The sequence below is a fragment of the Paenibacillus sp. JDR-2 genome, assembly GCF_000023585.1.
Lineage (GTDB): Bacteria > Bacillota > Bacilli > Paenibacillales > Paenibacillaceae > Pristimantibacillus.
The window spans coordinates 4,519,668-4,543,272 of record NC_012914.1 but is presented as its reverse complement, the minus strand read 5'-3'; the positions used below and the strand labels follow the sequence as shown (position 1 = coordinate 4,543,272).

26 protein-coding genes and 2 tRNA genes are annotated in these 23,605 nt (G+C 50.0%); 18 read left to right on the top strand and 10 right to left on the bottom strand.

What is annotated here, in order from left to right; translation table 11 throughout:
• Window positions 1-83: 83 nt before the first annotated feature.
• Window positions 84-788, bottom strand: a complete 705-nt coding sequence (locus tag PJDR2_RS20170; RefSeq protein WP_015845570.1) for a hypothetical protein — start codon at window positions 786-788, stop codon at window positions 84-86.
• Between the two features lie 210 nt (window positions 789-998).
• On the opposite strand from PJDR2_RS20170, the gene PJDR2_RS20165 reads away from it, so the two are divergent.
• The 3 genes from PJDR2_RS20165 to PJDR2_RS20155 are packed head-to-tail and all read left to right on the top strand — an operon-like array spanning window position 999 to window position 2,156.
• A complete protein-coding gene (locus tag PJDR2_RS20165; protein WP_015845569.1) occupies window positions 999-1,568 on the top strand; it encodes a xanthine phosphoribosyltransferase in 570 nt (189 codons plus the stop codon).
• Between the two features lie 40 nt (window positions 1,569-1,608).
• Window positions 1,609-1,923: a hypothetical protein gene (locus PJDR2_RS20160; protein ID WP_015845568.1), complete on the top strand. Its 315-nt coding sequence runs from the start codon at window positions 1,609-1,611 to the stop codon at window positions 1,921-1,923.
• A 20-nt stretch (window positions 1,924-1,943) separates the two neighbouring features.
• Window positions 1,944-2,156 (top strand): hypothetical protein, encoded by a 213-nt coding sequence (locus PJDR2_RS20155; protein WP_015845567.1) that lies wholly within the window; start codon window positions 1,944-1,946, stop codon window positions 2,154-2,156.
• 119 nt (window positions 2,157-2,275) lie between these two features.
• Here the strand turns inward: PJDR2_RS20155 and PJDR2_RS20150 are convergent.
• Window positions 2,276-2,362, bottom strand: a tRNA-Leu gene (locus PJDR2_RS20150).
• Between the two features lie 120 nt (window positions 2,363-2,482).
• A tRNA-Leu gene (locus PJDR2_RS20145) sits at window positions 2,483-2,569 on the bottom strand.
• A 125-nt stretch (window positions 2,570-2,694) separates the two neighbouring features.
• Here PJDR2_RS20145 and PJDR2_RS20140 point away from each other — a divergent pair.
• On the top strand, window positions 2,695-3,522 hold the full coding sequence (locus PJDR2_RS20140) for a divergent polysaccharide deacetylase family protein (protein ID WP_015845566.1): 828 nt from the start codon (window positions 2,695-2,697) through the stop codon (window positions 3,520-3,522).
• Here PJDR2_RS20140 and PJDR2_RS20135 read toward each other — a convergent pair.
• Window positions 3,487-4,197 (bottom strand): N-acetylmuramoyl-L-alanine amidase family protein, encoded by a 711-nt coding sequence (locus PJDR2_RS20135; protein ID WP_015845565.1) that lies wholly within the window; start codon window positions 4,195-4,197, stop codon window positions 3,487-3,489. The genes PJDR2_RS20140 and PJDR2_RS20135 overlap by 36 nt on opposite strands.
• Before the next feature lie 147 nt (window positions 4,198-4,344).
• On the opposite strand from PJDR2_RS20135, the gene PJDR2_RS20130 reads away from it, so the two are divergent.
• The gene (locus PJDR2_RS20130; protein WP_015845564.1) at window positions 4,345-4,533 is read left to right on the top strand and encodes a YqzE family protein; all 189 of its coding nucleotides are present in this window, start codon (window positions 4,345-4,347) and stop codon (window positions 4,531-4,533) included.
• Here the strand turns inward: PJDR2_RS20130 and PJDR2_RS32005 are convergent.
• From PJDR2_RS32005 to PJDR2_RS20115, 3 genes are all read right to left on the bottom strand, one after another.
• On the bottom strand, window positions 4,530-5,420 hold the full coding sequence (locus PJDR2_RS32005) for a hypothetical protein (protein WP_150106526.1): 891 nt from the start codon (window positions 5,418-5,420) through the stop codon (window positions 4,530-4,532). The two genes, PJDR2_RS20130 and PJDR2_RS32005, sit on opposite strands and share 4 nt — an antisense overlap.
• 152 nt (window positions 5,421-5,572) lie before the next feature.
• Window positions 5,573-6,505: a YqhG family protein gene (locus PJDR2_RS20120; RefSeq protein ID WP_015845562.1), complete on the bottom strand. Its 933-nt coding sequence runs from the start codon at window positions 6,503-6,505 to the stop codon at window positions 5,573-5,575.
• Window positions 6,502-8,271, bottom strand: a complete 1,770-nt coding sequence (locus PJDR2_RS20115) for a DEAD/DEAH box helicase (RefSeq protein ID WP_015845561.1) — start codon at window positions 8,269-8,271, stop codon at window positions 6,502-6,504. Before PJDR2_RS20115 ends, PJDR2_RS20120 begins: the two co-directional genes overlap by 4 nt.
• Window positions 8,272-8,602: 331 nt before the next feature.
• Between PJDR2_RS20115 and PJDR2_RS20110 the strand changes: the two genes are divergently transcribed.
• The 11 genes from PJDR2_RS20110 (at window position 8,603) to PJDR2_RS20060 (ending at window position 19,662) form a co-directional block, all read left to right on the top strand.
• Window positions 8,603-11,197, top strand: coding sequence for an adenosylcobalamin-dependent ribonucleoside-diphosphate reductase (locus PJDR2_RS20110; RefSeq protein WP_015845560.1), 2,595 nt, complete (start codon window positions 8,603-8,605; stop codon window positions 11,195-11,197).
• Between the two features lie 165 nt (window positions 11,198-11,362).
• Complete coding sequence (locus PJDR2_RS20105; protein ID WP_015845559.1) at window positions 11,363-12,229, top strand: LysR family transcriptional regulator; 867 nt, start codon at window positions 11,363-11,365, stop codon at window positions 12,227-12,229.
• Window positions 12,230-12,331: 102 nt separating this feature from the next.
• Entirely contained in the window at window positions 12,332-13,327 is a 996-nt protein-coding gene (locus tag PJDR2_RS20100; protein WP_015845558.1) for a LacI family DNA-binding transcriptional regulator, read from the top strand.
• On the top strand, window positions 13,315-14,193 hold the full coding sequence (gene rbsK, locus PJDR2_RS20095; RefSeq protein WP_015845557.1) for a ribokinase: 879 nt from the start codon (window positions 13,315-13,317) through the stop codon (window positions 14,191-14,193). The genes PJDR2_RS20100 and rbsK overlap by 13 nt, the downstream gene beginning before the upstream one ends.
• 1 nt (window position 14,194) lies before the next feature.
• On the top strand, window positions 14,195-14,593 hold the full coding sequence (gene rbsD, locus PJDR2_RS20090) for a D-ribose pyranase (RefSeq protein ID WP_015845556.1): 399 nt from the start codon (window positions 14,195-14,197) through the stop codon (window positions 14,591-14,593).
• Between the two features lie 14 nt (window positions 14,594-14,607).
• Window positions 14,608-16,089 carry a sugar ABC transporter ATP-binding protein gene (locus PJDR2_RS20085; protein ID WP_015845555.1) on the top strand — a complete coding sequence of 494 codons (1,482 nt, stop codon included), beginning with the start codon at window positions 14,608-14,610 and terminating at the stop codon, window positions 16,087-16,089.
• Window position 16,090: 1 nt separating this feature from the next.
• Complete coding sequence (rbsC, locus tag PJDR2_RS20080; RefSeq protein ID WP_015845554.1) at window positions 16,091-17,053, top strand: ribose ABC transporter permease RbsC; 963 nt, start codon at window positions 16,091-16,093, stop codon at window positions 17,051-17,053.
• Window positions 17,054-17,066: 13 nt separating this feature from the next.
• Entirely contained in the window at window positions 17,067-17,993 is a 927-nt protein-coding gene (gene rbsB, locus PJDR2_RS20075) for a ribose ABC transporter substrate-binding protein RbsB (protein WP_015845553.1), read from the top strand.
• A 220-nt stretch (window positions 17,994-18,213) separates the two neighbouring features.
• On the top strand, window positions 18,214-18,876 hold the full coding sequence (locus tag PJDR2_RS20070) for a type 1 glutamine amidotransferase domain-containing protein (protein WP_015845552.1): 663 nt from the start codon (window positions 18,214-18,216) through the stop codon (window positions 18,874-18,876).
• A 22-nt stretch (window positions 18,877-18,898) separates the two neighbouring features.
• Window positions 18,899-19,180 (top strand): putative quinol monooxygenase, encoded by a 282-nt coding sequence (locus PJDR2_RS20065; RefSeq protein ID WP_015845551.1) that lies wholly within the window; start codon window positions 18,899-18,901, stop codon window positions 19,178-19,180.
• Between the two features lie 11 nt (window positions 19,181-19,191).
• Window positions 19,192-19,662 (top strand): DinB family protein, encoded by a 471-nt coding sequence (locus tag PJDR2_RS20060; protein WP_015845550.1) that lies wholly within the window; start codon window positions 19,192-19,194, stop codon window positions 19,660-19,662.
• 54 nt (window positions 19,663-19,716) lie between these two features.
• Here PJDR2_RS20060 and PJDR2_RS20055 read toward each other — a convergent pair whose 3' ends face one another.
• From PJDR2_RS20055 to PJDR2_RS20045, 3 genes are all read right to left on the bottom strand, one after another.
• A complete protein-coding gene (locus PJDR2_RS20055; protein ID WP_015845549.1) occupies window positions 19,717-20,673 on the bottom strand; it encodes an SDR family NAD(P)-dependent oxidoreductase in 957 nt (318 codons plus the stop codon).
• Window positions 20,673-21,032, bottom strand: a complete 360-nt coding sequence (locus PJDR2_RS20050; protein WP_015845548.1) for a MerR family transcriptional regulator — start codon at window positions 21,030-21,032, stop codon at window positions 20,673-20,675. The genes PJDR2_RS20055 and PJDR2_RS20050 overlap by 1 nt, the downstream gene beginning before the upstream one ends.
• 74 nt (window positions 21,033-21,106) lie before the next feature.
• The gene (locus PJDR2_RS20045) at window positions 21,107-21,670 is read right to left on the bottom strand and encodes a helix-turn-helix domain-containing protein (protein ID WP_015845547.1); all 564 of its coding nucleotides are present in this window, start codon (window positions 21,668-21,670) and stop codon (window positions 21,107-21,109) included.
• A gap of 179 nt (window positions 21,671-21,849) precedes the next feature.
• On the opposite strand from PJDR2_RS20045, the gene PJDR2_RS20040 reads away from it, so the two are divergent.
• Both PJDR2_RS20040 and PJDR2_RS20035 read left to right on the top strand, forming a co-directional pair.
• Window positions 21,850-22,845, top strand: coding sequence for a Gfo/Idh/MocA family protein (locus PJDR2_RS20040; RefSeq protein ID WP_015845546.1), 996 nt, complete (start codon window positions 21,850-21,852; stop codon window positions 22,843-22,845).
• Window positions 22,842-23,603 carry a sugar phosphate isomerase/epimerase family protein gene (locus PJDR2_RS20035; protein ID WP_015845545.1) on the top strand — a complete coding sequence of 254 codons (762 nt, stop codon included), beginning with the start codon at window positions 22,842-22,844 and terminating at the stop codon, window positions 23,601-23,603. The genes PJDR2_RS20040 and PJDR2_RS20035 overlap by 4 nt, the downstream gene beginning before the upstream one ends.
• Window positions 23,604-23,605: the final 2 nt, after the last annotated feature.

The window sequence follows — 23,605 nt, the reverse complement described above, 5'->3', positions numbered from 1 at the left end:
TCCTCCCGAAAATAACCTTCTATATAAGAAGGTATGTCCAAATAGGGACGGGCATGACAGCAACTTCCAGATTGGAGGGCTTGCTAGGCGGCCGCTAACAGTTTAATGGATACGATCTTGTTATGATCCGGATCCAGATCAAATTTGAGCAGCGAGTCTTTTCCTTGGTAAGTAATAATGTAGCTGTTCTGGGAAGTTGGTTTTCCAAGCGCTTTAAGCAGAGTTTCCGTTTTGTCCTCGACACGAACGCCGCTAAGTCCGGTTGCAACCGACTTATCGTATACCTCTATGTATTGGATTGCTTTATCCTCGTTGATCCCCACGGCAAAACCTTTGTATTCGCGAACCTCTATTGTCTCCGAATCGTCTTTCAGGCTGTAGACATCAGTTGCTTTGCCATAGCGCTCGGATACTTTCATATCGGAATCGCCTATCTTAAGTCCAAGCATAACCGGATGGGAGGCGTCCCATTGCTGCTGTTTGCTTGCTGTGCCAGTGCCGGACGGGGAAGTGCTTTTGCCGGAAGATTCCGCGCTTGTATCGCCGCCGGATGTATTTGCGCCGCTTGCTTCAGGCTCTTTGCCGTATTTCCCGCTATCCTGCCCTTGAGAGTAGGTCTTCTGCGGACTGTCCCCCGTTGGATAAGTGTCCGATGAATGCTCGGCTAACTGCACGCTTGATGGAGATTCCGAGTTCATTGTGCTCGAACAGCCTGTTGTCGCTATGAGGGAAAGGGCCATTGCGGCCGTCCATTTTGCTGCATGGTATGTTCTTTTCGTCTTGTTCATGCGATTGCGCTCCTTTTGGGTCGCTTTTTGTCCTGAAATCTTATCTTTCTTAACGTCCATATCTGGAAGAAGTTGCTTTGCATTATATATCTCTTCTATATAAAATGATTCCTCTCCTGCTTCGATAAAAAATTTGAAAGAGCCGGGTTGCGTTGTTTGCCTATCCTATGGTAAGTTATCGAAAAGAGATTTTGGTGGAGGGAAATGACGATGGATATTTTAAAAGAACGAATTTTAGAGCAAGCATCGGTACTTTCGAGCGATGTGCTGCGGCTGGATTCCATACTTAACCACCAGGTCGATCCTGCTCTTACGATGGAAATGGGACATGAATTCGCAAAACGGTTTGCTGACGAGAAAATAACGAAAGTCGTTACGATTGAATCCTCTGGTATTCCCGTTGCTTATGCTACGGCGTACGTACTAGGTGTACCACTTGTATTTGCACGTCGCAAGAAAACTTTAATCGCGGATCCGGATGCTTATTCGGAGCGTGTTCCGTCCTTTACAAAAGGGATGGTGACCGATATTATGGTGTCGAAGCAGTTTTTGTCGGCTGAGGATAAAGTGCTCTTTATCGACGATATTATTGCAAACGGCGATGCAGCCCGAGGGCTGATCAAGATCATTGAAAGATCCGGCGCAGAGCTGGTAGGCATGGGGATTGTACTCGAGAAATCCTTCCAGGCCGGTTCAAGAACCCTTCGCGAGCAAGGTGTACGGGTAGAGTCGCTAGTAAATGTTACTTCTTTGAAAAACGGGCAAATTCAGTTCGACTAAGTTATAATGAGGGTGAAGGAACCGAGGGGAGGCAGCGGCAATGATAACATCTGAATTTTTGACTGCGAAACTGGGTGACGCGAAAATTCACTTCGAACGCGCACTAGATTGCAAGCATACGGAATTTGATGATTTGTATCCTTATATGATTGAGCATCCGCAATTTTTCTGGTACAAGCGTTATGTTGCATGGTCGGAGCTTCTTACTATTGTGAAGCTTTGCGAAGAGCTCGGTGAGGAATGGAAAGGTCAATTTACGGAACGTCAGGCAGAATATATCGCAAAGCGCGTCATGTCTTCGAGAGTGCTCGATGAATGGTATGAAACCAATGATTCCAAGGAGCATGTCGGTTAGTCCGTACGGAGGTATAAGCGGTGATTAGTGAAGAGCAGTTGGATCAGTTTCGCCAAAGCGGCGAGAAGATCCGTGTCGTTCGGGACGAGATGGAAGTGAACGACGTGGTAGGAATCGTTGTCGCTTGGGATGATGCTACGGTTGTCATCCGCCGTCACAACAGGCGGGTCGTCAGGCTGAGCCGCAATTACCGCTTTGAGCTTGCCTCAAGCGAACGCGGTTCTGCTGAGTAGCAAGTTAAGCAGGAAACTCTGTCACACAGGGTTTCCTGCTTTTTTTGCGTAGCGATGTACACAAAAAAGGTTTTGGTTGTCTATCGCTAGACTGACCAAAACCTCTAACTGTTTATGTATGGTGCGGTCGAGAGGACTCGAACCTCCACGGCTGTTACACCACTAGAACCTGAATCTAGCGCGTCTGCCAATTCCGCCACGACCGCAAATGTTGTTGCCAACGAAAAATATCATAACATTATCTGATGAGAAGAGTCAAGCAATTTGTTAAGAATAAGTTAAACAAAGAAAAAGGCTCCAGCTCATGCGCTGGAACCCTTTATGTATGGTGCGGTCGAGAGGACTCGAACCTCCACGGCTGTTACACCACTAGAACCTGAATCTAGCGCGTCTGCCAATTCCGCCACGACCGCATGCCTTATTACGTCCCTTATGGTAGCATGTACGGGTTTCATTCGTCAACACATCTAATAAAGTTGCAAAATTCAGCATATTTTTCCTCGGTTGGACAAACAATGAAGAGGATAAAAGGGAAAGGGTGTATGACGTGAACAAACCTAAAAGGGCAGCTGTCATTTGGATCATTGCACTCGTGTTATTTATGCCCGCCGGTGCGGGACGAGTGATGGCCGCAGAGGAAGAACAAGCGAAGTCCGCAAGACAGTTTGCGATTGTAATTGATGATTTCGGCAACGGTATGAACGGCACGGAAGAGATGCTGCAGCTGCCAGCTAAATTTACGGTAGCGATTATGCCGTTTATGCCAACTACCAAAAAGGATGCCGAAGAAGCGCATCGCCTTGGACATGATGTCATTGTGCATATGCCGATGGAGCCTAATAAAGGGCAAAAAAATTGGCTGGGTCCAGGAGCAATTACGGCTGACCTCAGCGATGAAGAGATTAAGAAACGGGTAGAAGATGCCATTGATGACGTTCCGTATGCGGTAGGCATGAACAATCACATGGGTTCCAAAATTACGGCTGACGAACGGATTATGCGCATCGTCCTTTCGGTCTGCAAGGAGCGGGGATTATTTTTCCTCGACAGCCGTACGACATTCAAAACGGTTGTGCCCAAAGTAACGGAGGAGCTTGGCGTGCCGGCACTCGCAAACAACGTATTCCTTGATGATGTATATACGGAGCAGCATGTGTCGAAACAAATGACGATTGCGAAAAAGCATTTGGAATCCCATGATACCTGCATTGTTATTGGCCATGTTGGACCTCCGGGCAAAAAAACGGCAGCCGTCCTCAAAGCATCCATTCCAGCGATGCAATCAGACGGCCAGGTTCAATTCGTCAAGCTGTCTGAGCTGGTTCCTTCATTATCGGGTGATCCATTTATACTGCCGAATCCCTGAGGCGATTGCCGAGGCAACGCGAAGCTGCTCGCGAGGGTCGGTGAGCATCGACCGGTCGCCTTCATGGCTAATAAAGCCCATTTCAACAATAACCGCAGGCTGATCAACCTTCCGCAGTAAATAGAAAGGCTTGCCCTCCCTCGGGTAAAACGAGGTTTGCTGTTGTCTGTTCAGCGTATCCTGTATGCAAAAAGCAAGAAGCGCGCTTTCGCCGGTAGACTGATGCAGAACAAGCGGACCATGCTTGGATCTGTCCTTGGTCCAGTTTACGTGAAGGCTGACCAGCATGGTTGTCTCGATCTCGTCGGTTAACTGGCGGCGTTGCGATAAATCGCGTTTATGGCGCGATTTGCTTACATGCCACCGGTTCTCTTCGCTAAGCGCATAATCACCGGTGCGATTCAATACGGCGGGAATGCCTTGACTATTAAGAAGAAGGTACAGCTTCTGGGCGATGGCCAGATTTATATCTTTTTCCAAGGTATTGCCGGCTGTTGCGCCACCGTCAATTCCGCCGTGGCCGGCATCAATTAACACGATAGCCGAAGGCATCGTCCAACCGTCCTCGGGAGCATGTGCGATTTGCTGTTTGTTTTCCGGAACGGCAGCCGACAGCTCGGGCGCAAGACTAAGCAAGCCGATAAACACAAAAATGGCAATCCGCATGACAAACAATTTGAATTCCTCCTTCAATATGCCAAGACTTGCGTGTAAAGCAGCTATCGATAGCGTGGCTTATTGAAGGAAAACTCATGCATGTTTACGATCTGGACATTCCGGGCAAACTTTTAGTAACAAATAAACCGACGAGGTGATCGTGCAGTGGCAAATGGACATGATCTGATCAAATACGTGACCGTGGAATTTGTGAACTACATCGAGACGCCGAGGGATGAACGTAAAGCAGCCAAAGCGACAGCCAAGGCTGCAAGGGAGCATTGGCTGTCGCGCTGGTTCGGATGGGGCGGAGCAAGCGTATTGCTATGGTGGAAAGGCCGTACGGAACGTTAGCGATAGAAGTGACCGAGCTCGGCAAGAAGCTTGAGGGGAATGTACCTTGTGCTGCTGCCGAGCTCATCTGTTTCCAGAGCGGCATAAACATTGCCATCCCCCCAGCTGTGATAGCCGGTTACCGACCACACATAAAGCATCTCTTTATTAAAGCGCTCTACCGTAAAACGCAGAGGCGTTTTGGAGCTTAACGCTTTGAGCACGATACCGGTATCCTCAGCGGACGCTGTTATAGGTTTTTCAGTCAGCCACGGCATTTCGCTATACGGATCAAAAGAACGGCTTTTCACGGCTCTCTTGATCACGGTGTTGCCCTGCAGGGCGTAACGTGCGGCAAGTCCTTCTTCGGCCTTGGCTGTTTTCTCTAACGCTGCTTTTTGCAGCGGCAGCCATTCACCGCTCATACCGTCCAAATACGTATTTTCCGCTGAACCGTTTACGTCCCAGACGGCTAGTAACGGATGAATATATAAAGCTTGGTTCGTATTAGGCAAAGAGGAGAGAAGCTCCAGCTGCGCAAGGGATTGATGCAGCGTTGTCTGGTCAAACAAGTATTCCCCCGTTCCGTATTCCCCAAGCGCAAACCCGCCATTTTCCTTGGCCTGAATAACCAAGTATCCGGCCGGTTGACCTTTATCCTTCACAATCGCTATCCAGCTATGCGTACCCGGGCCAAGAGGCGACACGGTAAATTCGGCATGATTCCACGCTTTGAACTCAGGTAATTTCGCAAGCTCGTCCATCCAGCCTCGTACGGTGGAGTGAAGCTCCGTTTCCTGCTGAGCCGTTACGGACGGCATTGATTCCGCCTGAAGGGTTTGAGCCGTGACAAGGAATGTTGACACCACCAATGCGGCTATAACCGTTTGTCGAATCCACTTTTTCACCCTGGCACATCCTTTCTTTCTTTTGCATCTGTTTCTGACATGGTCTCATTATATTGGACAAGCCCGCAGAAGGCTGTTGGAACCTGTCGCGGGCGTACCTCAATCGGTTGTTCTATTTTTGGCGTATTGCTGCGAATGCCGTCTGATTGTCTCTATTCAATGCCTTCCAGGTGGAAAATACCGCAGTTAATGGCGGAAGCCGTCACCCGCGGCTCATACTGCCATTTGATCTCGGTCTGGCGCTGGTTGAATTGCTCCTCGATGGCTTCCTTAGCTTCCTCCTCGGCGTGCTTGATCATCGGATCATAATAATGCCGGATCCTATCGAGCTCTTCCTCCAGCCTTGCCGCGGCATCGGCAGCCCAGGTATAGTCGTAATTTCTTAGCTTGCGTTCAAGCGAAGTCTCGATAACGCCTAATGCCTTGGCGTAGGACAGGCCGTTGCGTGTCAAATGGATATTCGAGGGCAGCCGCGGCGTCAGCTTTAAATTTTTAAGGCGGTCATAGAAGTTCTCGACCACGAGTCCCGTTGCGAGAGAGACGCCATAGCTGTGAATTTCCTCGCGCTTCCTGTCGCAAGCGAATTCGACACGCATATTTACCCCAAGCCATACGGTGTAGGGTGTCGATTGGAACGGAGTGCTGGAGCGTCGTTCCGGCTCCTGGAAAAGATTCACGTAGCTGCCGGAGTTTTTGGCTGCGCCAAACAGCTGCTCCAGCTTGCGGGAGCCGAAATAGAGATCTTCCCTTGGCGTGCGGATACCGCTGGCCATATTGTTGTTCACGAATCCGAAGGAACGGTTTAACGCCGCATCCACGGCCGTCGTTGCTGGGCCAGGTGTTGGCGGCGGAGCAGCAAGGTCCTCCTCGTATTTCTCCTTGTCTGTTACGAACAGATAAGACATCGTCTCCGGTTCGGAGCCCGTGCGGTCGACAAAGCTCCAGTAGAAGGGACGGTTCGTCAGTTCACGGTCGGCAGCAGGCGAGAGCTTAACCGTGAAGTGTGCAGGAGACTTCTCCAATATCGAGCATTGCGTGGCTTCAAGAAACCGCTGTACATATTTGTGGACTTGCTTCGAATTCACGGTCTCACCTCGACTTTCTGGCCCAGAGAGGTCATCTGGGCAAGGATGGTTGGTCCTTGAGGCGTCTCCGGCGTTTCCGTCTCATCACGAAGCTTGGATATGGAGGAGCCCAAATGATTAAGCCTTTCCTCCAGATGAACGGCGTTTCCTTCGGATTCGAGCAGCATTCTTGCCAGCTGCTGTTCGATGGAGCCGGCATCCGTTTCGAATCGTTCGAGAATATGGTCGAGTTCCCCGATTACAAGCTCAAACAGATTGATTTTCTCATGCAGCAGGTTCACGATATGCTCTTCGATGGTACCGAGCGTGCACAGATTATAGATTTTGACGTCTTCCTTTTGTCCAAGCCGGTGAACGCGGCCGATCCGCTGCTCGACGCGCATGGGATTCCAGGGAAGGTCGAAGTTAATCATGTTATGGCAGAACTGCAGGTTGATCCCTTCGCCGCCGGCTTCGGTAGCGATAAGCACTTGGGCGCGGCCGCGGAACAGATCCATCATCCAGTCTTTTTTACCGCGGTTCATGCCGCCCCGGTAAGGTACGGCCAAAATGTTGTGCGAGCGGAAGAACTGCAGCAGATATTCCTGCGACGCCCGGTACTCGGTGAAAATAATGACTTTATCGTTAATCTGCTGAATGAGCTCCATTACTTTTTCCGCTTTGGTATTGGCTTTGATCTGCTTGATAAATTCGACCAGCTCCCAGATTTTCGGACGGATCGGGGAATCCTCAGCCGTTTTCTTGAACAGATTAACAAGCGTAATAAATACGGCGTCCCGGCTGCTGCATACTTCGCGTTGCAGCGTAACAAGCGGAAGCATACTCATCATATCGACGCCGTCTTCCTTGTAACGGTCCCGAACGAATGCCGTCACCGCGTCATAGAGAGCCTTCTCTTCGGAAGACAGCTCCAGCGGGATATTTTTTACGACGCGCTTGGTGAACGATATGCCGCCATCTCCGCGCCTGTTGCGGATCATGACGGTGGACAACGCATCCTGCAGCTGATCTTCATTTTTCGGCAGACGCTTGTCGACAACGAAGTTGGCTGCGAACTCGCTTTGACCGCCTAGCTGGCCGGGCTTAAGCAGGGTAATAAGGTTATATAACTCATCCAGATCGTTCTGAATCGGGGTAGCCGTCAGAAGAAGGCAATATTTTTTGCGGAGCTGGAGCGCAAATTGGTAGTTTGTCGTCTTTTTGTTCTTGAGCTTATGCGCTTCGTCGATAATGATCATGTCGTAATCCTGGCCCAGAATAATCTCGCGGTGCGGATCACGCTTGGCCGTATCTATAGAAGCAACCACAACGTCGTATTGCCAGGTATGCTCTTTCTTTTGCGCGACGGCCGAGATGCCAAACTTCGAATTCAGCTCTCTCACCCACTGCAAGACGAGGGAAGCGGGAACAAGAATAAGAGCTTTTCGGACGAGACCGCGCACCATGTATTCTTTGATGACCAGACCGGCTTCAATCGTTTTGCCAAGTCCAACTTCATCGGCGAGAATTGCGCGGCCGCCCATCTCGTGAACAACCTTGCGTGCCGTATCCACCTGATGAGGCATCGGCTCGAAGGATGGAAGCGTTCGCAAACATTGCAGCTGCTCGAAGCTGTCGACCCGCTTGGCCTGTTCGGCTTCCATCGTCAGCTGATAGAGCGTCCAATCGTCCCATGGACCATTCTTGGCGACCCGGTTCTGAAGCTCGTCGAACCAGGTGCGGTCACATTGCAGGTCAACAAGCGGATGAAGCTTGCGCCGGACCATATTAGCTTCCGTAGAGGCGGGATTCACATTCGCCTGATCATTCATAGTAAAGGTCACGATAGGCAGCTCCTTTTGCGAATAGAGATAGTTGTCACTAGTATGGCCTTTTTCATCAAATCTTAGTAAATAAGCAGTAAAATTAGCGATAAGACAAGCAATAGAAAGAGAATAGCCAATGTAAGCGGAGAAAAGCGGCGAAATAGGTAAAAACAGCTGTGGATACCGATATGTAGTATAGTATAATAAGTAGTACACACAATATATGGTGCCCGACACATGCGATAAGAGGTGTGTATGCGATATAAGGGACATGGGAGGAAGGACCAATCGGATGGCAATGACGCAGAAATTGGAAGGCCTTAGCGAAAAAATATTTTTGGACCGTTATGCTTGGAAAAACGCGGACACAAAGAATACGGCAGTAGGGGATGTCGTACTGGTCCTGACGAAGGATGATCCGAAATTTCCGGCCAAAGAGGTCGGGGAAGTCACCGGACGCAGCGGCGATGAAGTAACCGTTAAGCTTAGAAGCGGGGACACCGTAACATCCAGCGTGGAGAAACTCACGCTTACTATAGAGAAGACTCCGGAAGAGATGTGGAACCGTCTAGCCGGTGCGATGGCTGGCGTCGAGCAAGGCGAAGAGAAGCGGCGTACCTGGACGGAAAGGTTCCGTTACATTCTGGATGACTGGAAGCTTGTTCCGGGCGGCCGTATTGCTGCCGGTGCCGGCGCAAGCGACGAATTGACATTGTTCAACTGCTACGTTATTCCTTCGCCAAAGGACAGCCGCGGCGGCATTATGACAACACTGTCGGAGATGACGGAAATCATGGCGCGCGGCGGCGGCGTGGGGATCAACCTGTCTTCGCTGCGTCCTAGACGGGCTGTTGTTGCCGGTGTTAACGGATCCTCGAGCGGTGCCGTATCCTGGGGAGGCCTGTTTAGCTATACAACCGGCCTGATTGAGCAGGGCGGCAGCCGCAGAGGCGCGCTCATGCTCATGATTAACGACTGGCATCCGGATGTGCTTGATTTCATTACGGTTAAGCAAACAATGGGGCAAGTGACGAATGCGAACCTCTCGGTATGCGTAAGCAATGCGTTTATGAAAGCCGTGAAGGAAGACCTGGATTGGGAGCTCGTATTCCCGGATACCAAGGAAACGGATTACGACGAGCTGTGGGACGGAGATCTGGAGGCATGGAAGAAGCTCGGCAAGAAGGTTGTCCATTATAAAACGGTTCGCGCACGCGATGTATGGCATACGATTATTGAATCGGCGTGGAAGTCCGCTGAGCCAGGCGTCGTCTTTATGGAGTATTACAACCAGATGTCGAACAGCTGGTATTTCAATCCGATTATTTGCACGAATCCTTGCGGCGAGCAAGGGCTGCCAGGCTGGGGCGTCTGCAACCTGTCTGCGATTAATCTGTCCAAATTTTACGATGAGAGCAAGCATGACGTGAATTGGGAGGAGCTGGGGAAGGTAACCCAGTGGTCCGTTCGCTTCCTCGATAACGTTATTGATACAACCCCTTACCATTTCGAAGAAAATGAGAAGAATCAGAAGAAGGAGCGCCGCGTTGGCCTTGGCACGATGGGGCTTGCCGAGCTGATGATCAAGCTGGGCGTCCGTTACGGCAGTCCGGAATCTCTTCTATTCCTCGATAAAATATATGGTTTTATGGCACGGGAGGCTTATCTCGCTTCGGCGGAGATCGCTTCGGAGAAAGGCTCGTTCGAAGCGTTTGACGCGGAGAAGTTTCTGCAAAGCGGGTTTATGAAAAACATGGTGTCGGAATTCCCTGAGGTAGGCGAAGCGGTTCTGGCCAAAGGCATGCGCAACGTGACCGTTATTACGCAGGCTCCAACAGGCAGCACCGGTACGATGGTAGGGACCTCGACAGGCATCGAGCCGTATTTTGCGTTCGAGTATTTCCGTCAGAGCCGTCTCGGCTTCGATAAACAGCTGGTGCCAATCGCGCAGGCTTGGAAGGACGCTCACCCGGGCGAAGAGCTGCCGGATTACTTCGTAACGGCGATGAATTTGTCGGCGAAGGATCATATCCGAGTGCAAGCGGCGATTCAGCGCTGGGTTGACAGCTCGATCTCGAAGACGGCGAATTGTCCAAGCGACTTTACGGTTGAAGAAACAAAAGAGCTGTACGAGATGGCGTTTGATCTAGGCTGTAAAGGCGTTACGATCTATCGCGACGGCAGCCGCGACGTTCAGGTATTGTCGACGAAGAAAGACGATGAAAAACCGGATGCGGCTGGCGAAGCCGCTGCGGCAGCGGAAGCGGTGAAAGAGGAAGATAAACTCGAGAATCTGAATACGACTCTTAATGCAAAAGAATCGCCGCAGGTAGAGCAGGAATTCGACAAGCAGTACAAACGCCGTCCGCAAATTCTTCGCGGGGCAACCTATAAAGTAAACACGCCATTTGGTATGGCCTATATCACGATTAACGATCTGAACGGTATTCCGGGCGAGATCTTCCTGAACGTAGGCAAAGCCGGTTCCGACGTATTCGCGATGGCGGAAGCGCTAGGCCGCGTCTGCTCCTTGTTCCTCCGTTACGGGGATCACGGCAACAAAGTGAAACTGCTGATCAAGCATCTTAAAGGCATTGGCGGCACCGGAGCCATCGGCTTTGGAGCAAACCGCGTAGAATCAATCGCGGACGCGGTTGCGAAGGCGCTGGAGATTCATATCGAGAGCACCAACGAGCAGGCGGCTGCTTACGAGCCTGTAAAAGCAGCTTCAGCCGTAGCCTTTGCTGCAGCACCTGCTGCGGAGGATTCGCATAAGCACGGCGAGGTGACCTCGCGAGACCTATGCCCATCCTGCGGATCGGCTTCGCTGATCAATATCGAAGGCTGCAAGCAATGCAGCAACTGCGGCTATAGCAAGTGCAATTAATTCATAAAGAAGTAAAGACCAGGAAGCGCGGATATTTTTTCTCGCGCCCTGGTCTTTTTTTATCCTTCTCCAGGGAATACATCAAGTTTTCCAAGGGAAGTTTAAAACGGACTGTCAGGGGCAGTGTTTTCGATGCGAAAAATGAGAAAATGAGGTGGAATGCATATGAGAATAGAGTGGCTGGTGGCCTTTCGTCAGATCGCAGAGATGAAGAGCTTAACGAAAGCCAGCGAATTCCTGCATATCAGCCAGCCCGCGTTAAGCAAGCAAATTCGCAATTTGGAAGTGGAGCTGGGAGCTCAATTATTGCTTCGGTCGACTACAGGCGTCACTTTAACACAGGCTGGACAAATTTTGCTTGAAGGAAGCAAAAATATTTTAAACGATATGAATGCCATTCGACGGGAGATTGCGCTAATTCAGGACGAGGGGAAATCCGACCTCACAATAGGTTCTTGGCCAAGTATAGCGACGATCTTTCTTCCAGGTCAAATTGCGCGGAGTCAGCAGGCTAAAGGACAGTTAGACATAAAATTCAGAGTATTTTATTGTTTCTACGATTTATTGACCAGTCTGGAAAACGGCATCATCGATGCCGCTTTATTTGATGATAGGGAGGTGAACCACTCCTTTTTCTCCACTCCGGTTTTTTCGGAAAAGTTCTTTATGTTTGTAAATGTCGACCATCCTGTTTACGGAAGTAAAGACGAAGTATTCTTTGATGAAATCAAGCATGAGAATTTTGTTATGTTGACTGAAGGCTGTGACGTTAGGATGTTGATTGATCAGGAGTTTTCCGGAAGAAACGAGAAAATGAATATAGCTTTGGAATTTGAGCTCGGACAAAGCATATTGGGCTATATTCACGCTAATTTGGGGATTTCTATTTTGCCGGAAATCTTTATTATTCAAATGAAGAATACGACAAAAGCGATTCCTATTGCCGATTTCGGAACGGTACGCCGGATCTCGGCCATAACGCGGGAAAAATCCGTTAACAGACAATTGGGGTTTATTTTTGACTCCGTATAAAAGCGTTTGGTTAATATTGCAAAAAGATGCCTGCTTGTCAAAAGGATTTCGATATGCTATTTTAAATGTGTAAACGGTTCCACATTGAGGAGAGAAGACGATATGGCAACCATTAGAGACGTAGCGAAGCATGCAGGCGTTTCGGTCGCGACCGTGTCGCGGATGATTAACGATACGGGTTATGTGCACGAAGATACGCGCAAGAAAATTGAAACCGCTATCAAGGAGCTTCATTATACGCCAAATGAAGTCGCAAGATCTTTATATAAACGAAAGTCGCGGTTGACCGGCTTGCTGCTGCCGGACATAGCGAATCCATTCTTTCCCGAGCTTGCGCGCGGGGTGGAGGATGAGATGCAGCGCAATGAGTTCCGGATCATCTTCGGCAACAGCGACGAGAATAAAGCGAAGGAGAAGGAATATATCCAAACCTTCGTACAGAATAACGTGGTTGGCATCATCGCTTCCACGAACTTTCCCGACAGCGACATGTACCGGAAGCTGAACATTCCCGTCGTGTTTCTGGACCGGACAGCGGATAACCGTCCTTCCGTCTATTCGGATGGACGGGAAGGCGGAAGAATGGCAGCGCGGGAAATTGCCGATCGCGGCAGCCGGCGGGTAACCGTTATGCGGGGACCAAGGCATATCCGGCCTGCTCAGGACCGTTACGAAGGGGCGGTTGAAGCTTTGGGGGAACGGGGCATCGTATTTAACGTCATTCAAACCTCGTCGTTCTCCTTTACGGATGCGGGGACATGGGCAAGGGAATTGTTCGAGCGGTATCCGGAGACTGACGGCGTTATCGCGAGCAACGACATTGTAGCGGCCGCCGTCTTGCATGAAGCACTTAGGCTAGGAAAGAAAGTCCCGGAGGACGTGCAGATTATCGGCTTTGACGATATTCCGCTCAGCCGTTTGCTGACTCCGTCGCTTACGACAATTCGCCAGCCGGCTTACGATATGGGAAAAGCGGCGGCCAGCCTGCTCATTCGGCTGATCGAAAATGAAGTAGTGGATGAACCAACCATTCAGATGCCCGTAACGTTTGCGGAACGGGATACAACCAGAAAGGCGGAAATGCAATGGCAAAAATAATAGTAGTCGGAAGTTCATCGGTCGACCTCGTCGTAACGGCGGCGAGGCGTCCCGGGGCAGGAGAAACGGTTCTCGGGGAAGGTTTTGCCACCGTTCCGGGAGGCAAGGGGGCTAATCAGGCGATTGCCGCTGCGCGTCTAGGCGCAGAAGTAACGATGATTGGACGCGTAGGAGACGATGTTTACGGTCAAGAAATTTTAAACAATTTTAGAATGAATAATGTTTTTAACGGATATGTGGAACCGGTTACACATATGGCGAGCGGAACTGCACATATTGTACTCGCGGAAGGCGACAATAGTATCGTTGTTGTTCCTGCGGCGAACAATGAAGTGACCCCGGCTTTTATTGAAAAATGCAAGGAAGCGTTCCACAAAGCCGACATCCTATTAATCCAGCAGGAAATTCCGGAGGAAACCGTCGCATATGTAGGTGAACTTTGCAAGGAAATGCAATTGCCGCTGCTGCTGAATCCCGCTCCGGCTCGTCCGCTCACGGAAGAGCTGATTGCGAATGCGACGTATTTGACGCCAAACGAGCATGAAGCAAGGGTTTTGTTTCCCGGCCTTAGCTTATCCGAAGCATTGCGCCGTTATCCGAACAAGCTGTTTATCACGGAAGGCAGCCGGGGAGTGCGATTCTTTGATGGGCAACAAGAGGTGCTGGTTCCTTCCTACAAGGTCGAAGCCGTCGATACGACCGGTGCGGGAGATACCTTTAACGCCGCGTTTGCCGTCGCGCTCGCGGAGGGAAGGCCGATTCGCGATTGCGTGAAGTTTGCTAACCGTGCCGCTTCCCTGTCCGTCACGAAATTCGGCGCGCAGGGCGGCATGCCAATACGGAGAGAAGTAGAGGAGCAGATGTAAGATGAAGAAGCAAGGCATACTGAACAGCCATATTGCCAAAGTACTGGCCGATCTCGGCCATACCGACACGCTGGTGATCGCGGATGTCGGCCTTCCCGTCCCTGAGGGCGTACTGAAGATCGATCTGGCGCTGACGCTTGGCACACCTAGCTTTGAAGATACCGTAAACGCCGTAGTGGCGGACATGACTGTCGAGAAAGTGATTCTGGCCGAAGAGATTAGTACGGCTAATCGGGATACGCTTCAATTTATAGAACGGAAGTTTCATGGCCTGGAGATCGGGAGATGCCCGCACGAGGAGTTTAAACGACTAACTCGCGAAGCTAAAGCCGTCATCCGCACGGGCGAAGCGAAACCGTACGCGAATGTGATATTGAAGGCAGGAGTTAATTTTGGATAAGAGGAGGAGCCAGCATGCACATTGAGATGAAAGGCATTCATAAAGCTTTTGGCGGCAACCAAGTGCTCTCCGGCGTCGATTTCGATTTGGTCGCAGGCGAGGTTCATGCCCTTATGGGGGAGAACGGGGCAGGCAAATCCACCTTGATGAATATATTGACGGGTCTGCATGCCAAAGACGAAGGAACGGTTCTGATCGAAGGGAAAGAAACGTATTTCGCAAACCCGAAGGAAGCGGAACGTAACGGGATAGCTTTTATCCATCAGGAGCTCCATGTTTGGCCGGATATGACCGTGCTGGAGAATCTGTTCATCGGACGCGAGATGTCCGGCAATTGGGGGTTGTTGAAGGAAAAGAAAATGCGAGATCTGGCGAAGGAGCAATTCAAACGCTTAGCCGTGGATATTCCGTTAAGCGCCTTGGCCGGGTCCTGTTCGGTCGGCCAGCAGCAAATGATCGAAATCGCCAAAGCTTTGTTAACGGACACCAAAGTCATCATTATGGACGAACCAACTTCGGCTCTGACGGAAAGAGAGATAAGAAAGCTGTTCGATGTCATTGAAGCACTGAAGAAGAACGGCGTTTCCATCGTTTATATCTCGCACCGGATGGAGGAGATCTTCGAAATCTGCGATCGCATCACCGTCATGCGGGATGGCCGTACCGTTGATACAAAGCTTATTCCCGAAACGAATTTCGATGAGGTCGTAAGAAAAATGGTAGGCCGGGAGCTAACGGAACGATATCCCGCTCGAACACCAAATCCCGGTGATACCGTGTTGGAAGTAAAACAAGCCTCGCGAAAAGGCTTGTTCGAAAATGTCAGCTTCCAAGTTCATGCGGGTGAAATCGTAGGCTTCTCCGGTTTAATGGGGGCAGGCCGCACGGAGATGATGAGAGCTTTGTTTGGCCTGGACAGGCTGGACGGCGGCGAAATCCGTTTCTTCGGCAAGAAAGCCTCCATCCGGAAGCCGGTGGATGCCGTCAAGCTAGGGATTGGCTTTATCACGGAGGACAGAAAGGATGAAGGGCTTATTCTTGACTTCTCCGTGAGAGATAATATGGTTCTTCCCAGCCTCAGCAGCTTCACATCCAAGGGATTGCTCTCTTCCAATAAGGAGAAAACGTTTGTTGACGCCTTGATCAAAAGGCTGCAAATCAAAACCCATACGGCGGATACGGCTGTCGGCAATTTGTCCGGCGGCAATCAACAGAAGGTTGTAATCGCCAAGTGGGTAGGCATCGGACCGAGACTGCTTATTCTAGACGAACCGACCCGCGGAGTGGATGTGGGTGCTAAACGGGAAATCTACCAGTTGATGAACGAACTGACGGCACATGGCGTCGCGATCATCATGGTATCGTCGGAATTGCCCGAGGTGCTTGGCATGAGCGACCGCATTGTGGTTGTGCATGAGGGTCGCATCGCGGGAGAGCTGAGCAAAGAAGAAGCGACGCAAGAGAATATTATGATGCTCGCGACAGGGGGACTGTAACATGACAACTGGAAATGAAGAAAAAAGCGGCTTTCCGCTTTCGCAAATTACGCAAAAATTAGGGCCTTTGCTTGGTTTGATTTTATTGATCGCGATCGTATCGATTATGAATCCTAGTTTTTTGGAACCGCTTAATATTTTGAATCTTCTGAGACAGGTGTCTATTAACGCTTTGATTGCGTTCGGCATGACCTTTGTCATTCTGACGGGCGGCATCGACTTGTCGGTTGGCTCCATCCTGGCCTTGTCTAGCGCGTTTGTGGCAAATATGATGCTGGCCGGCTTTGATCCGATTATCGCCATTCTGCTCGGCTGTATGGTCGGCGGCGTTATGGGGATGGTAAACGGTCTTATGATTACGAAAGGGAAGATGGCACCCTTTATCGCTACCTTGGCGACCATGACGATTTTCAGAGGTCTTACTCTCGTATACACGAACGGTAATCCGATAACGGGCCTGGGAGACAGCATGGCATTTCAATTATTCGGACGCGGGTATATGTTCGGCATTCCGGTCCCGGCCATTACCATGATTCTTACCTTCGCGGCTTTGTGGATTATTCTTCATAAGACGGCCTTCGGACGCAAAACTTACGCAATCGGCGGCAACGAAAAAGCGTCCATCGTATCCGGCATCAAAGTAACGCGAGTCAAAATCATGATCTATTCCTTGGCGGGTATGCTATCCGCCCTGGCCGGCGCCATTCTTACTTCCCGATTGAATTCGGCACAGCCAACGGCAGGCACCTCCTACGAGCTGGACGCGATTGCTGCCGTCGTTCTTGGCGGGACTAGCCTTTCGGGCGGCCGCGGGCGTATCGTCGGCACGCTCATCGGCGCGCTTATCATTGGCACCTTGAATAACGGTCTAAATCTGCTTGGCGTATCTTCCTTCTACCAGATGGTTGTTAAGGGAATTGTCATATTGATCGCCGTACTCATTGACAGAAAGAAATCGGCATAAGGAGAGATTGTTTATGAAAAAGCTTTCTTTGTTAGCGATGGCATTGTTCATCTTCCTCATTACGGGATGCTCGATGGAGCCGCCAAGCTGGGCGAAGCCCGATACGGGCGGAGATGTGAAGAACATGAAGATTGGCCTCTCCGTCTCGACCTTAAACAATCCGTTCTTCGTATCGATGAAGGAGGGCGTTGTTGCGGAAGCGAAAAAGCATGGTATCGAGACCATTGTGGTCGATGCGCAGAACGATTCCGCCAAACAGAGCAACGATGTCGACGATCTGATGCAAAAGGGCGTCAATGTCCTTCTTATTAACCCAACCGATTCCGCGGCGATCTCGACGGTCGTTCAATCGGCTAACGAACTTGGCATCCCCGTTATTACGCTGGACCGTTCCGCAGACAGCGGGAACGTCGAAGCGCTTGTCGCTTCGGATAACGCGAAGGGCGGACGTATGGCGGCTGAATATATCGAGAAGCTGCTCGGCAAGGGGGCGAAGGTAGTCGAACTCGAAGGCGTCGCCGGCGCTTCGGCCACCCGGGAACGCGGGAAAGGCTTCCACGAGCTTGCGGATACGGATTTGAAAGTAGTTGCGAAGCAGACGGCGGACTTCGACCGTACAAAGGGATTAAATGTCATGGAAAACCTTCTTCAGGCAAATCCCGACGTGCAAGCCGTTTTCGCCCATAACGATGAAATGGCGCTTGGTGCCATTGAAGCGATCCGGAGCTCCGGCAAGGATATCCCGGTAATCGGCTTTGACGGCAACGAAGACGCGCTGAAGTCGATTGCGGAAGGAAAACTTACGGCAACCGTCGCACAGCAGCCGGAGCTTATCGGCCAGCTTGCCGTGCAAGCCGCATACGATGTATTGCAGGGCAAAAAGGTGGAAAAATCGATTCCGGCACCGCTGAAGCTGGTGACAAAAAACGAAAACCAATAGGAACACTACAGCCTCGAAGCGCGAAATTCGCGTCTTTGAGGCTGTTTGTTTTACTAGCCGAGATATTGATCAATAAATAGCGCCTCATAACGATTCATTATGACCTCCCAACTTAACGGTAGTACAAACCGTCCTTACGGAGTGTTAAAGTATGTTCACTGGCCGAATACTTTCGGTCGGGAAAGATCATTTTAGATATTAGTCAAGGAGGCTGTTATCGATGACGAAACGTGTTCTAATGGTGGTTACAACCGCGGATAAATTAAGCGATACGGAGCGAACGGGCCTGTGGTTGTCCGAATTTGGCGAAGCTTATGTGGCATTTAGCGGCGAGGGATACGAAATAACAATCGCAAGCCCATTGGGCGGACAAGCTCCTTTGGATCATAGAAGCCTGGAAGGAATATCGCAGGAACTGCGGGATACCGCTAGTTTCCTTACAGATACGATAAAGCTTAGTCTCGTCAATGATATTGATTCTTACGATGCCATTTTTCTTCCCGGCGGTCACGGTACCATGTTCGACATGCCAGGCAATGAGCTGCTGCAATCGATTATCCGTACCTTGTATGAAGCGGGAAAAGTAGTGGCAGCCGTGTGCCACGGACCTGCTGCTCTTGTAGGGGTGCAATTGTCGGACGGCCAACTGTTGGTTGCCGGGAAAACCGTTGCGGCTTTTACCGACGAGGAAGAAAGGGAAACGACCTTGGACCAATACATGCCGTTTCTATTGGAATCCAAGCTTCGCGAACTAGGCGCTAACGTTGTCCTGTCTCCTAATTGGACCGATAACGTGCAGGTAGACGGGAATCTGATCACCGGTCAGAATCCACAGTCTACGGAAAGCGCGGCAAAAGAGGTTATTGCCCAATTAAACCGTTAAATCAAGAAGGGGTCATGCTTACATGATAACCATAGTTGCAATCCTGAAAGCCCGCGCAGGAAACGAACAGCAGCTTCGGGACGAGCTGTTGAAGGTAGCAGTGCCTTCACGTGCCGAAGGAGGCTGCATCGATTATATTTTGCACAATAGTCCGGAACATCGGGAACAATACGTGCTGTATGAAACTTGGAAAGATGAAGACGCCTTGCAAGCGCATCTTGCTTCTTCGCATTATCAAGAATATCGCCGGTCAGCCGAAGCCTGGTTAGCATCCAGGGAAGTATACCGGCTAAATAGAATCTAGGAGGAATAGATATGGTTATTACTGAACTTACTGCTGGACAACAAGCGATGAAAAGCTGGAAGATGCACCGCAACGCATTGCTTGAGCTTGCGGAAATGCTGCCGGAATCGGGCGGAACGTGGAGCCCTTGGGATGGCGCTATGACTACGCTCGAGCTCATTCATCATTTAGCTTGGACGCCGGATTTCTTCTTTGCGGGCATGGAGGAGCGCGAGATGAATATTCCTCCGGTCCCTGCAACAATGGCAGAAGCGCGTGAGCTTCTGAAGCAGCTGACCCATGAGCATGAGCAAAAACTTGCTTCCTACTCGGAATCGGATTTAAAACGAATCGCAAGCGTTAAAGCCTTGAATATTACTGAACCTGTATTGGAAATCCTTCATCGATTAGTCGGACATGAGGCGCATCACAAAGGCCAACTGTACGTGTATGCTCGTTTGCTTGGCGTGAAGCCGCCGTTTTACGTGGATTTAAGCGTATAACTATCAATGGAAAGCCCCGCATTTCAGGTGAAGTGCGGGGCTTTATTTCTAAACTTATTTAAACAACCGCGGCGTTTCTTCCCATAACTTGCGTGCTGCTGCTTTATCGACCGCCCAAGCTTTTACCCCAAAGGTCATGCTGTCATCCGTATGCAAAGGGGCGATATCGCAGTTCTCGCAATAAACGCCGCCGTAACCGTCTAATTGAGGACTGACCGCGCACCACACGACGGTTGCCGCGCCTTCGGAAACCGTTTTTCTCTCGTTGTCGTATCGCTCGTAGCCGCGTTCTCCGTTTGCCTTGATGGCTCCAAACGCCGTGAGTTCATCCTCCGACAACGCATGGGAGAGACCGGTAACGATACTGCCCGGGTGAACGGTAAAAGCTCGGATGTTATCTTGTTTAAACAGCTCGTCTACGGCAACGCTGAGCAAGGCAGCGGCTGTCTTCGCTTGTCCGTAAGCCAACCACTTGTCGTAAGCCGAATGAACGAAGTTAGGATCCTCGAAGTTAAACGCCGAATACCAATGGGCTCGGGAAGATAAGGTTACAACCCGGGCTCCGTTCGCTTTTTTTAGCTGAGGGAGAAGGTTATTAATTAAATGATAATGACCTAAATAGTTGGCCGAGATTTGCATTTCGTTACCCTGGTCATCTCTGGAGAGCGGAATAGCCATCACTCCAGCGCTATTAATCAGGATGTCCAGCTTGTCATTCCTAGACTGAAACCATCTGCTGAAAGCTTCAATCGTTTCCCGCTTGCTCAGATCCATCTCTTCCGGATATAACTCCACGTTAGGTATGCCGGTGAGTGCTTGACTTGCTTTGTTGACGTTTCTTGCAGGTACAATCACAGTCGCGCCAGCCGCGGCAAGCGCTTTTGCCGATTCCAAGCCTAGACCGGCAGATCCACCGGTGATGATGATGGTTTTACCTGTCAAATCAATGTCTTTTATGATTTGGTTAGCCGTTGTTCTGGCCGAATAACCGGATGGAATAGATTGTTGCATTAAATACCGCCACCTCGAAGTTTACTGAAGTGAGTCACCTTGTACTGCACCTTTTCGAGTATCCTTTGGCGTTTCTCAAGCTCAAGCTCCATCTTGACGGCGTGCTCCCGAAGAATCTCGTGACATCGCGCATAGTCTTTGGCCCGGTAAGCGTCAACATAGAATTTGATAAGCTCCAAGGACATATCCGTATCTTTCAAATTGACGATAAATTGCAGATATTCCACCGTCAATTCATCGTAAACTTTATATCCACGGGCATTTTTTGCCGGCTCGTCAATCAATCCAAATTTTTCGTAATAGCGAATGGTTGGGATTGGCAAGCCGATTAGCTTGGATACCTCGGAAATTTGATACAAGTGATTCTCACCTCGCGAAATCAAGGTTACAACGTAAAGTTGACTTGATGTCAACAGCAGACACGATGGAATTTTTACTCTTCTTCAAGTTTGCCCGTATCTTCCGTAAAGATTGCAAGATATTTGACCTGCTCGGAGACCGGGATGACCAGATGCTCCTCCAGCGAATTGAAGTACATGCCGTCCCCGGCGTTCATTTCGTATTCCGTGCTGCCGACCTTATATTTCATTTGACCGGATAATACATAAATAAATTCTTGGCCCTCGTGAGAGAAGACATGGCTTTTGACTTCTCCGCGCTCGGCAACAAACAGGTAAGGCTGCATGATCTTGTCCCGTCTGCCCGATGCAAAAGCAAAGAAAGAATACCCCTTATCCGTCTTGATCCATTTCTCGGGTTCCTGATAGTCCGACGCGTTTATGTAGACGGTGCCGCTCTTTGGCGACGGTTCAAGCAGGTCGGATACTTTGACGCCAAGCGCGGAAGCAATTTTCATAAGGGTGGCGACAGCCGGCATCGTGCTGCCGTTCTCGATCTTTGAGAGCATGCTTTTCGTAAAGCCGCAGGCTGCGGACACTTCATCTTGCGTCCGTTTTTGTTCTTTGCGGATTAATCGGATTCTTTTGCCCAATTCCATTTGTATCCCTCGCGTTATCCAGTTTACTATGTACTTACAACTTTACCGATACTTTCGCCAAAACACCAGCCATTTCAACGAAAAATACGGATTGCCGGATGGAAGGGGATGGATTATAATGGAGATATTATTCAACCTTGTTGAATTAAATTTAAATACGTTGAATGGGGTGGAGTGCGTTGAAGAAATTTAAAGTCGGCCTGGTTGGGGCGGGCGGAGTCTCTGAATTGCACCTGGAAGGCTACAAGGCAAACCCGGAACGCGTAACTATTACGGCCATCTGCGATCCGAATGAAGAGATTCTTCATTCCCGCGCGGATAAATACGGAATCGAGCAGCGATTTACGGATTTGAATGCTTTTATTCAAAACAGCGGTGTAGATGCGGCAGTCGTGTGTACGCCTACCTCCGTTCGAAAGCAGGTTGTTATTCCGCTGTTAGAAGCGGGAATTCCTCTACTCGTGGAAAAGCCGTTCTCCGATACGTTAAGCGACGCCATTGAAATTACGGAAAAAGCACAGCAGCTGAATGTTCCCGTAGCTGTTAATCAGAACTTCAGACGCCATTATCCATTTGAAATCGTGAAAAATATCGTTGCCGAACAAACCATTGGCAAAGTAACCATGATCATATTTAACGAAATGTTCTTCCGTCAGGATGCGGGCTGGCGGCTTAATCAGGAACGTCATGCCTTATCCGTCATGGGCATTCATTGGTTTGACGGCTTCAGGCAGATCTTGGGCTGTGAAGCCGAATCCGTTGTCTCTTTGATGAATTCCTCGGAGGCTATTAATTGCAAAGGCGAGACGGATGCCACCGTTCAGTTAAGATTTGAAAACGGTACCATCGTGACCTATACGCAAAGCTTTTCTTCGCGGATCAGCCGGACGGAGATGATCGTTATCGGTGAGAAAGGTACGGTGAAATGCAACCATAACCGGGCCGAACTATACCTGGGTGGCGATCACAATCCGTATAGCACATGGGATAACCATTATTCCCGCGAACAAAACAGCCTTGATAATATCGAGCAGCTGCTGACATGGATCGAGACGGGAACGGTCGCAAGCAATAGTGCGGAAGATAATTTAAAGACCGTTGCTCTTCTTGATGCTTCCTATCGTTCGGCCGCTGAATCGCAGATTATTAGGCTTAGCAGCGGGATCAGAATATGAAAATCAAATATGCATTCTCCAGACCAACATCATCCGAAGAGGAATGCCGTGATCTCTTTCAGGAGTTTACGAAGGCTGGTTATGACGGACTGCAGCTGAAGGCCGGACAGTACGCTCCCTATTTGCATCAACCGGAGCGGTTTCTGGAGGAATGGGGGCATAAGCAAGGTATAGGTTCCGCCCTGATAACCGGAGGGCATATCGATGAGCAAGGTGTCCGCCAGCTAAGGGAGTTGTTCCGATTCGGCAAGAAGATCGGAACGGAGCTTATCGTATTTTGCCATGGCGTATCCCGCAGCGAGACGAGAGCGGAGGATATTCGAAGGTATGCGGAGCAATTGTCCGAGCTTGGAAAAGAAGCGTTGCAATACGGATTAAAGCTGTCGCTTCACCACCACTATGGCCAGCCGGTTATGCACAGGGAAGACTTCGATATCTTTTTCGACCGCATACAGCCGGGGAACATTGGCTTAACGATTGATACCGCTCATTTGGTCAAATCGGGCATAACAGATGTTGCGGAGTTGATCAGGGCCTACGCTCGAGTAATCGATAACTATCATATGAAAGACTTTGCGGCAGGAGAGTGGCAGATCCTTGGCCGGGGAGAAATTTATTTTGAACCGATATTCCAAGCGATATTGGACACTGGCTACCGCGGCTGGATTTCGGCAGATGAAGAAAGCGGCGGGGAGATCGCCGAGGGATTAACCGAGTGTATAAGCTTCCTGAAGCAAGGCTTGCAATCTACAAGATAAAG

Bases quoted from the DNA above. Each gene is read 5' to 3' on its own strand.
- PJDR2_RS20170 (WP_015845570.1), bottom strand. From the start codon at position 788: ATGAACAAGACGAAAAGAACATACCATGCAGCAAAATGGACGGCCGCA.
- PJDR2_RS20165 (WP_015845569.1), top strand. From the start codon at position 999: ATGGATATTTTAAAAGAACGAATTTTAGAGCAAGCATCGGTACTTTCG.
- PJDR2_RS20160 (WP_015845568.1), top strand. From the start codon at position 1,609: ATGATAACATCTGAATTTTTGACTGCGAAACTGGGTGACGCGAAAATT.
- PJDR2_RS20115 (WP_015845561.1), bottom strand. From the start codon at position 8,271: ATGGTCCGGCGCAAGCTTCATCCGCTTGTTGACCTGCAATGTGACCGC.
- PJDR2_RS20110 (WP_015845560.1), top strand. From the start codon at position 8,603: ATGGCAATGACGCAGAAATTGGAAGGCCTTAGCGAAAAAATATTTTTG.
- PJDR2_RS20105 (WP_015845559.1), top strand. From the start codon at position 11,363: ATGAGAATAGAGTGGCTGGTGGCCTTTCGTCAGATCGCAGAGATGAAG.
- PJDR2_RS20100 (WP_015845558.1), top strand. From the start codon at position 12,332: ATGGCAACCATTAGAGACGTAGCGAAGCATGCAGGCGTTTCGGTCGCG.
- rbsK (WP_015845557.1), top strand. From the start codon at position 13,315: ATGGCAAAAATAATAGTAGTCGGAAGTTCATCGGTCGACCTCGTCGTA.
- rbsD (WP_015845556.1), top strand. From the start codon at position 14,195: ATGAAGAAGCAAGGCATACTGAACAGCCATATTGCCAAAGTACTGGCC.
- PJDR2_RS20085 (WP_015845555.1), top strand. From the start codon at position 14,608: ATGCACATTGAGATGAAAGGCATTCATAAAGCTTTTGGCGGCAACCAA.
- rbsC (WP_015845554.1), top strand. From the start codon at position 16,091: ATGACAACTGGAAATGAAGAAAAAAGCGGCTTTCCGCTTTCGCAAATT.
- rbsB (WP_015845553.1), top strand. From the start codon at position 17,067: ATGAAAAAGCTTTCTTTGTTAGCGATGGCATTGTTCATCTTCCTCATT.
- PJDR2_RS20070 (WP_015845552.1), top strand. From the start codon at position 18,214: ATGACGAAACGTGTTCTAATGGTGGTTACAACCGCGGATAAATTAAGC.
- PJDR2_RS20065 (WP_015845551.1), top strand. From the start codon at position 18,899: ATGATAACCATAGTTGCAATCCTGAAAGCCCGCGCAGGAAACGAACAG.
- PJDR2_RS20060 (WP_015845550.1), top strand. From the start codon at position 19,192: ATGGTTATTACTGAACTTACTGCTGGACAACAAGCGATGAAAAGCTGG.
- PJDR2_RS20055 (WP_015845549.1), bottom strand. From the start codon at position 20,673: ATGCAACAATCTATTCCATCCGGTTATTCGGCCAGAACAACGGCTAAC.
- PJDR2_RS20045 (WP_015845547.1), bottom strand. From the start codon at position 21,670: ATGGAATTGGGCAAAAGAATCCGATTAATCCGCAAAGAACAAAAACGG.
- PJDR2_RS20035 (WP_015845545.1), top strand. From the start codon at position 22,842: ATGAAAATCAAATATGCATTCTCCAGACCAACATCATCCGAAGAGGAA.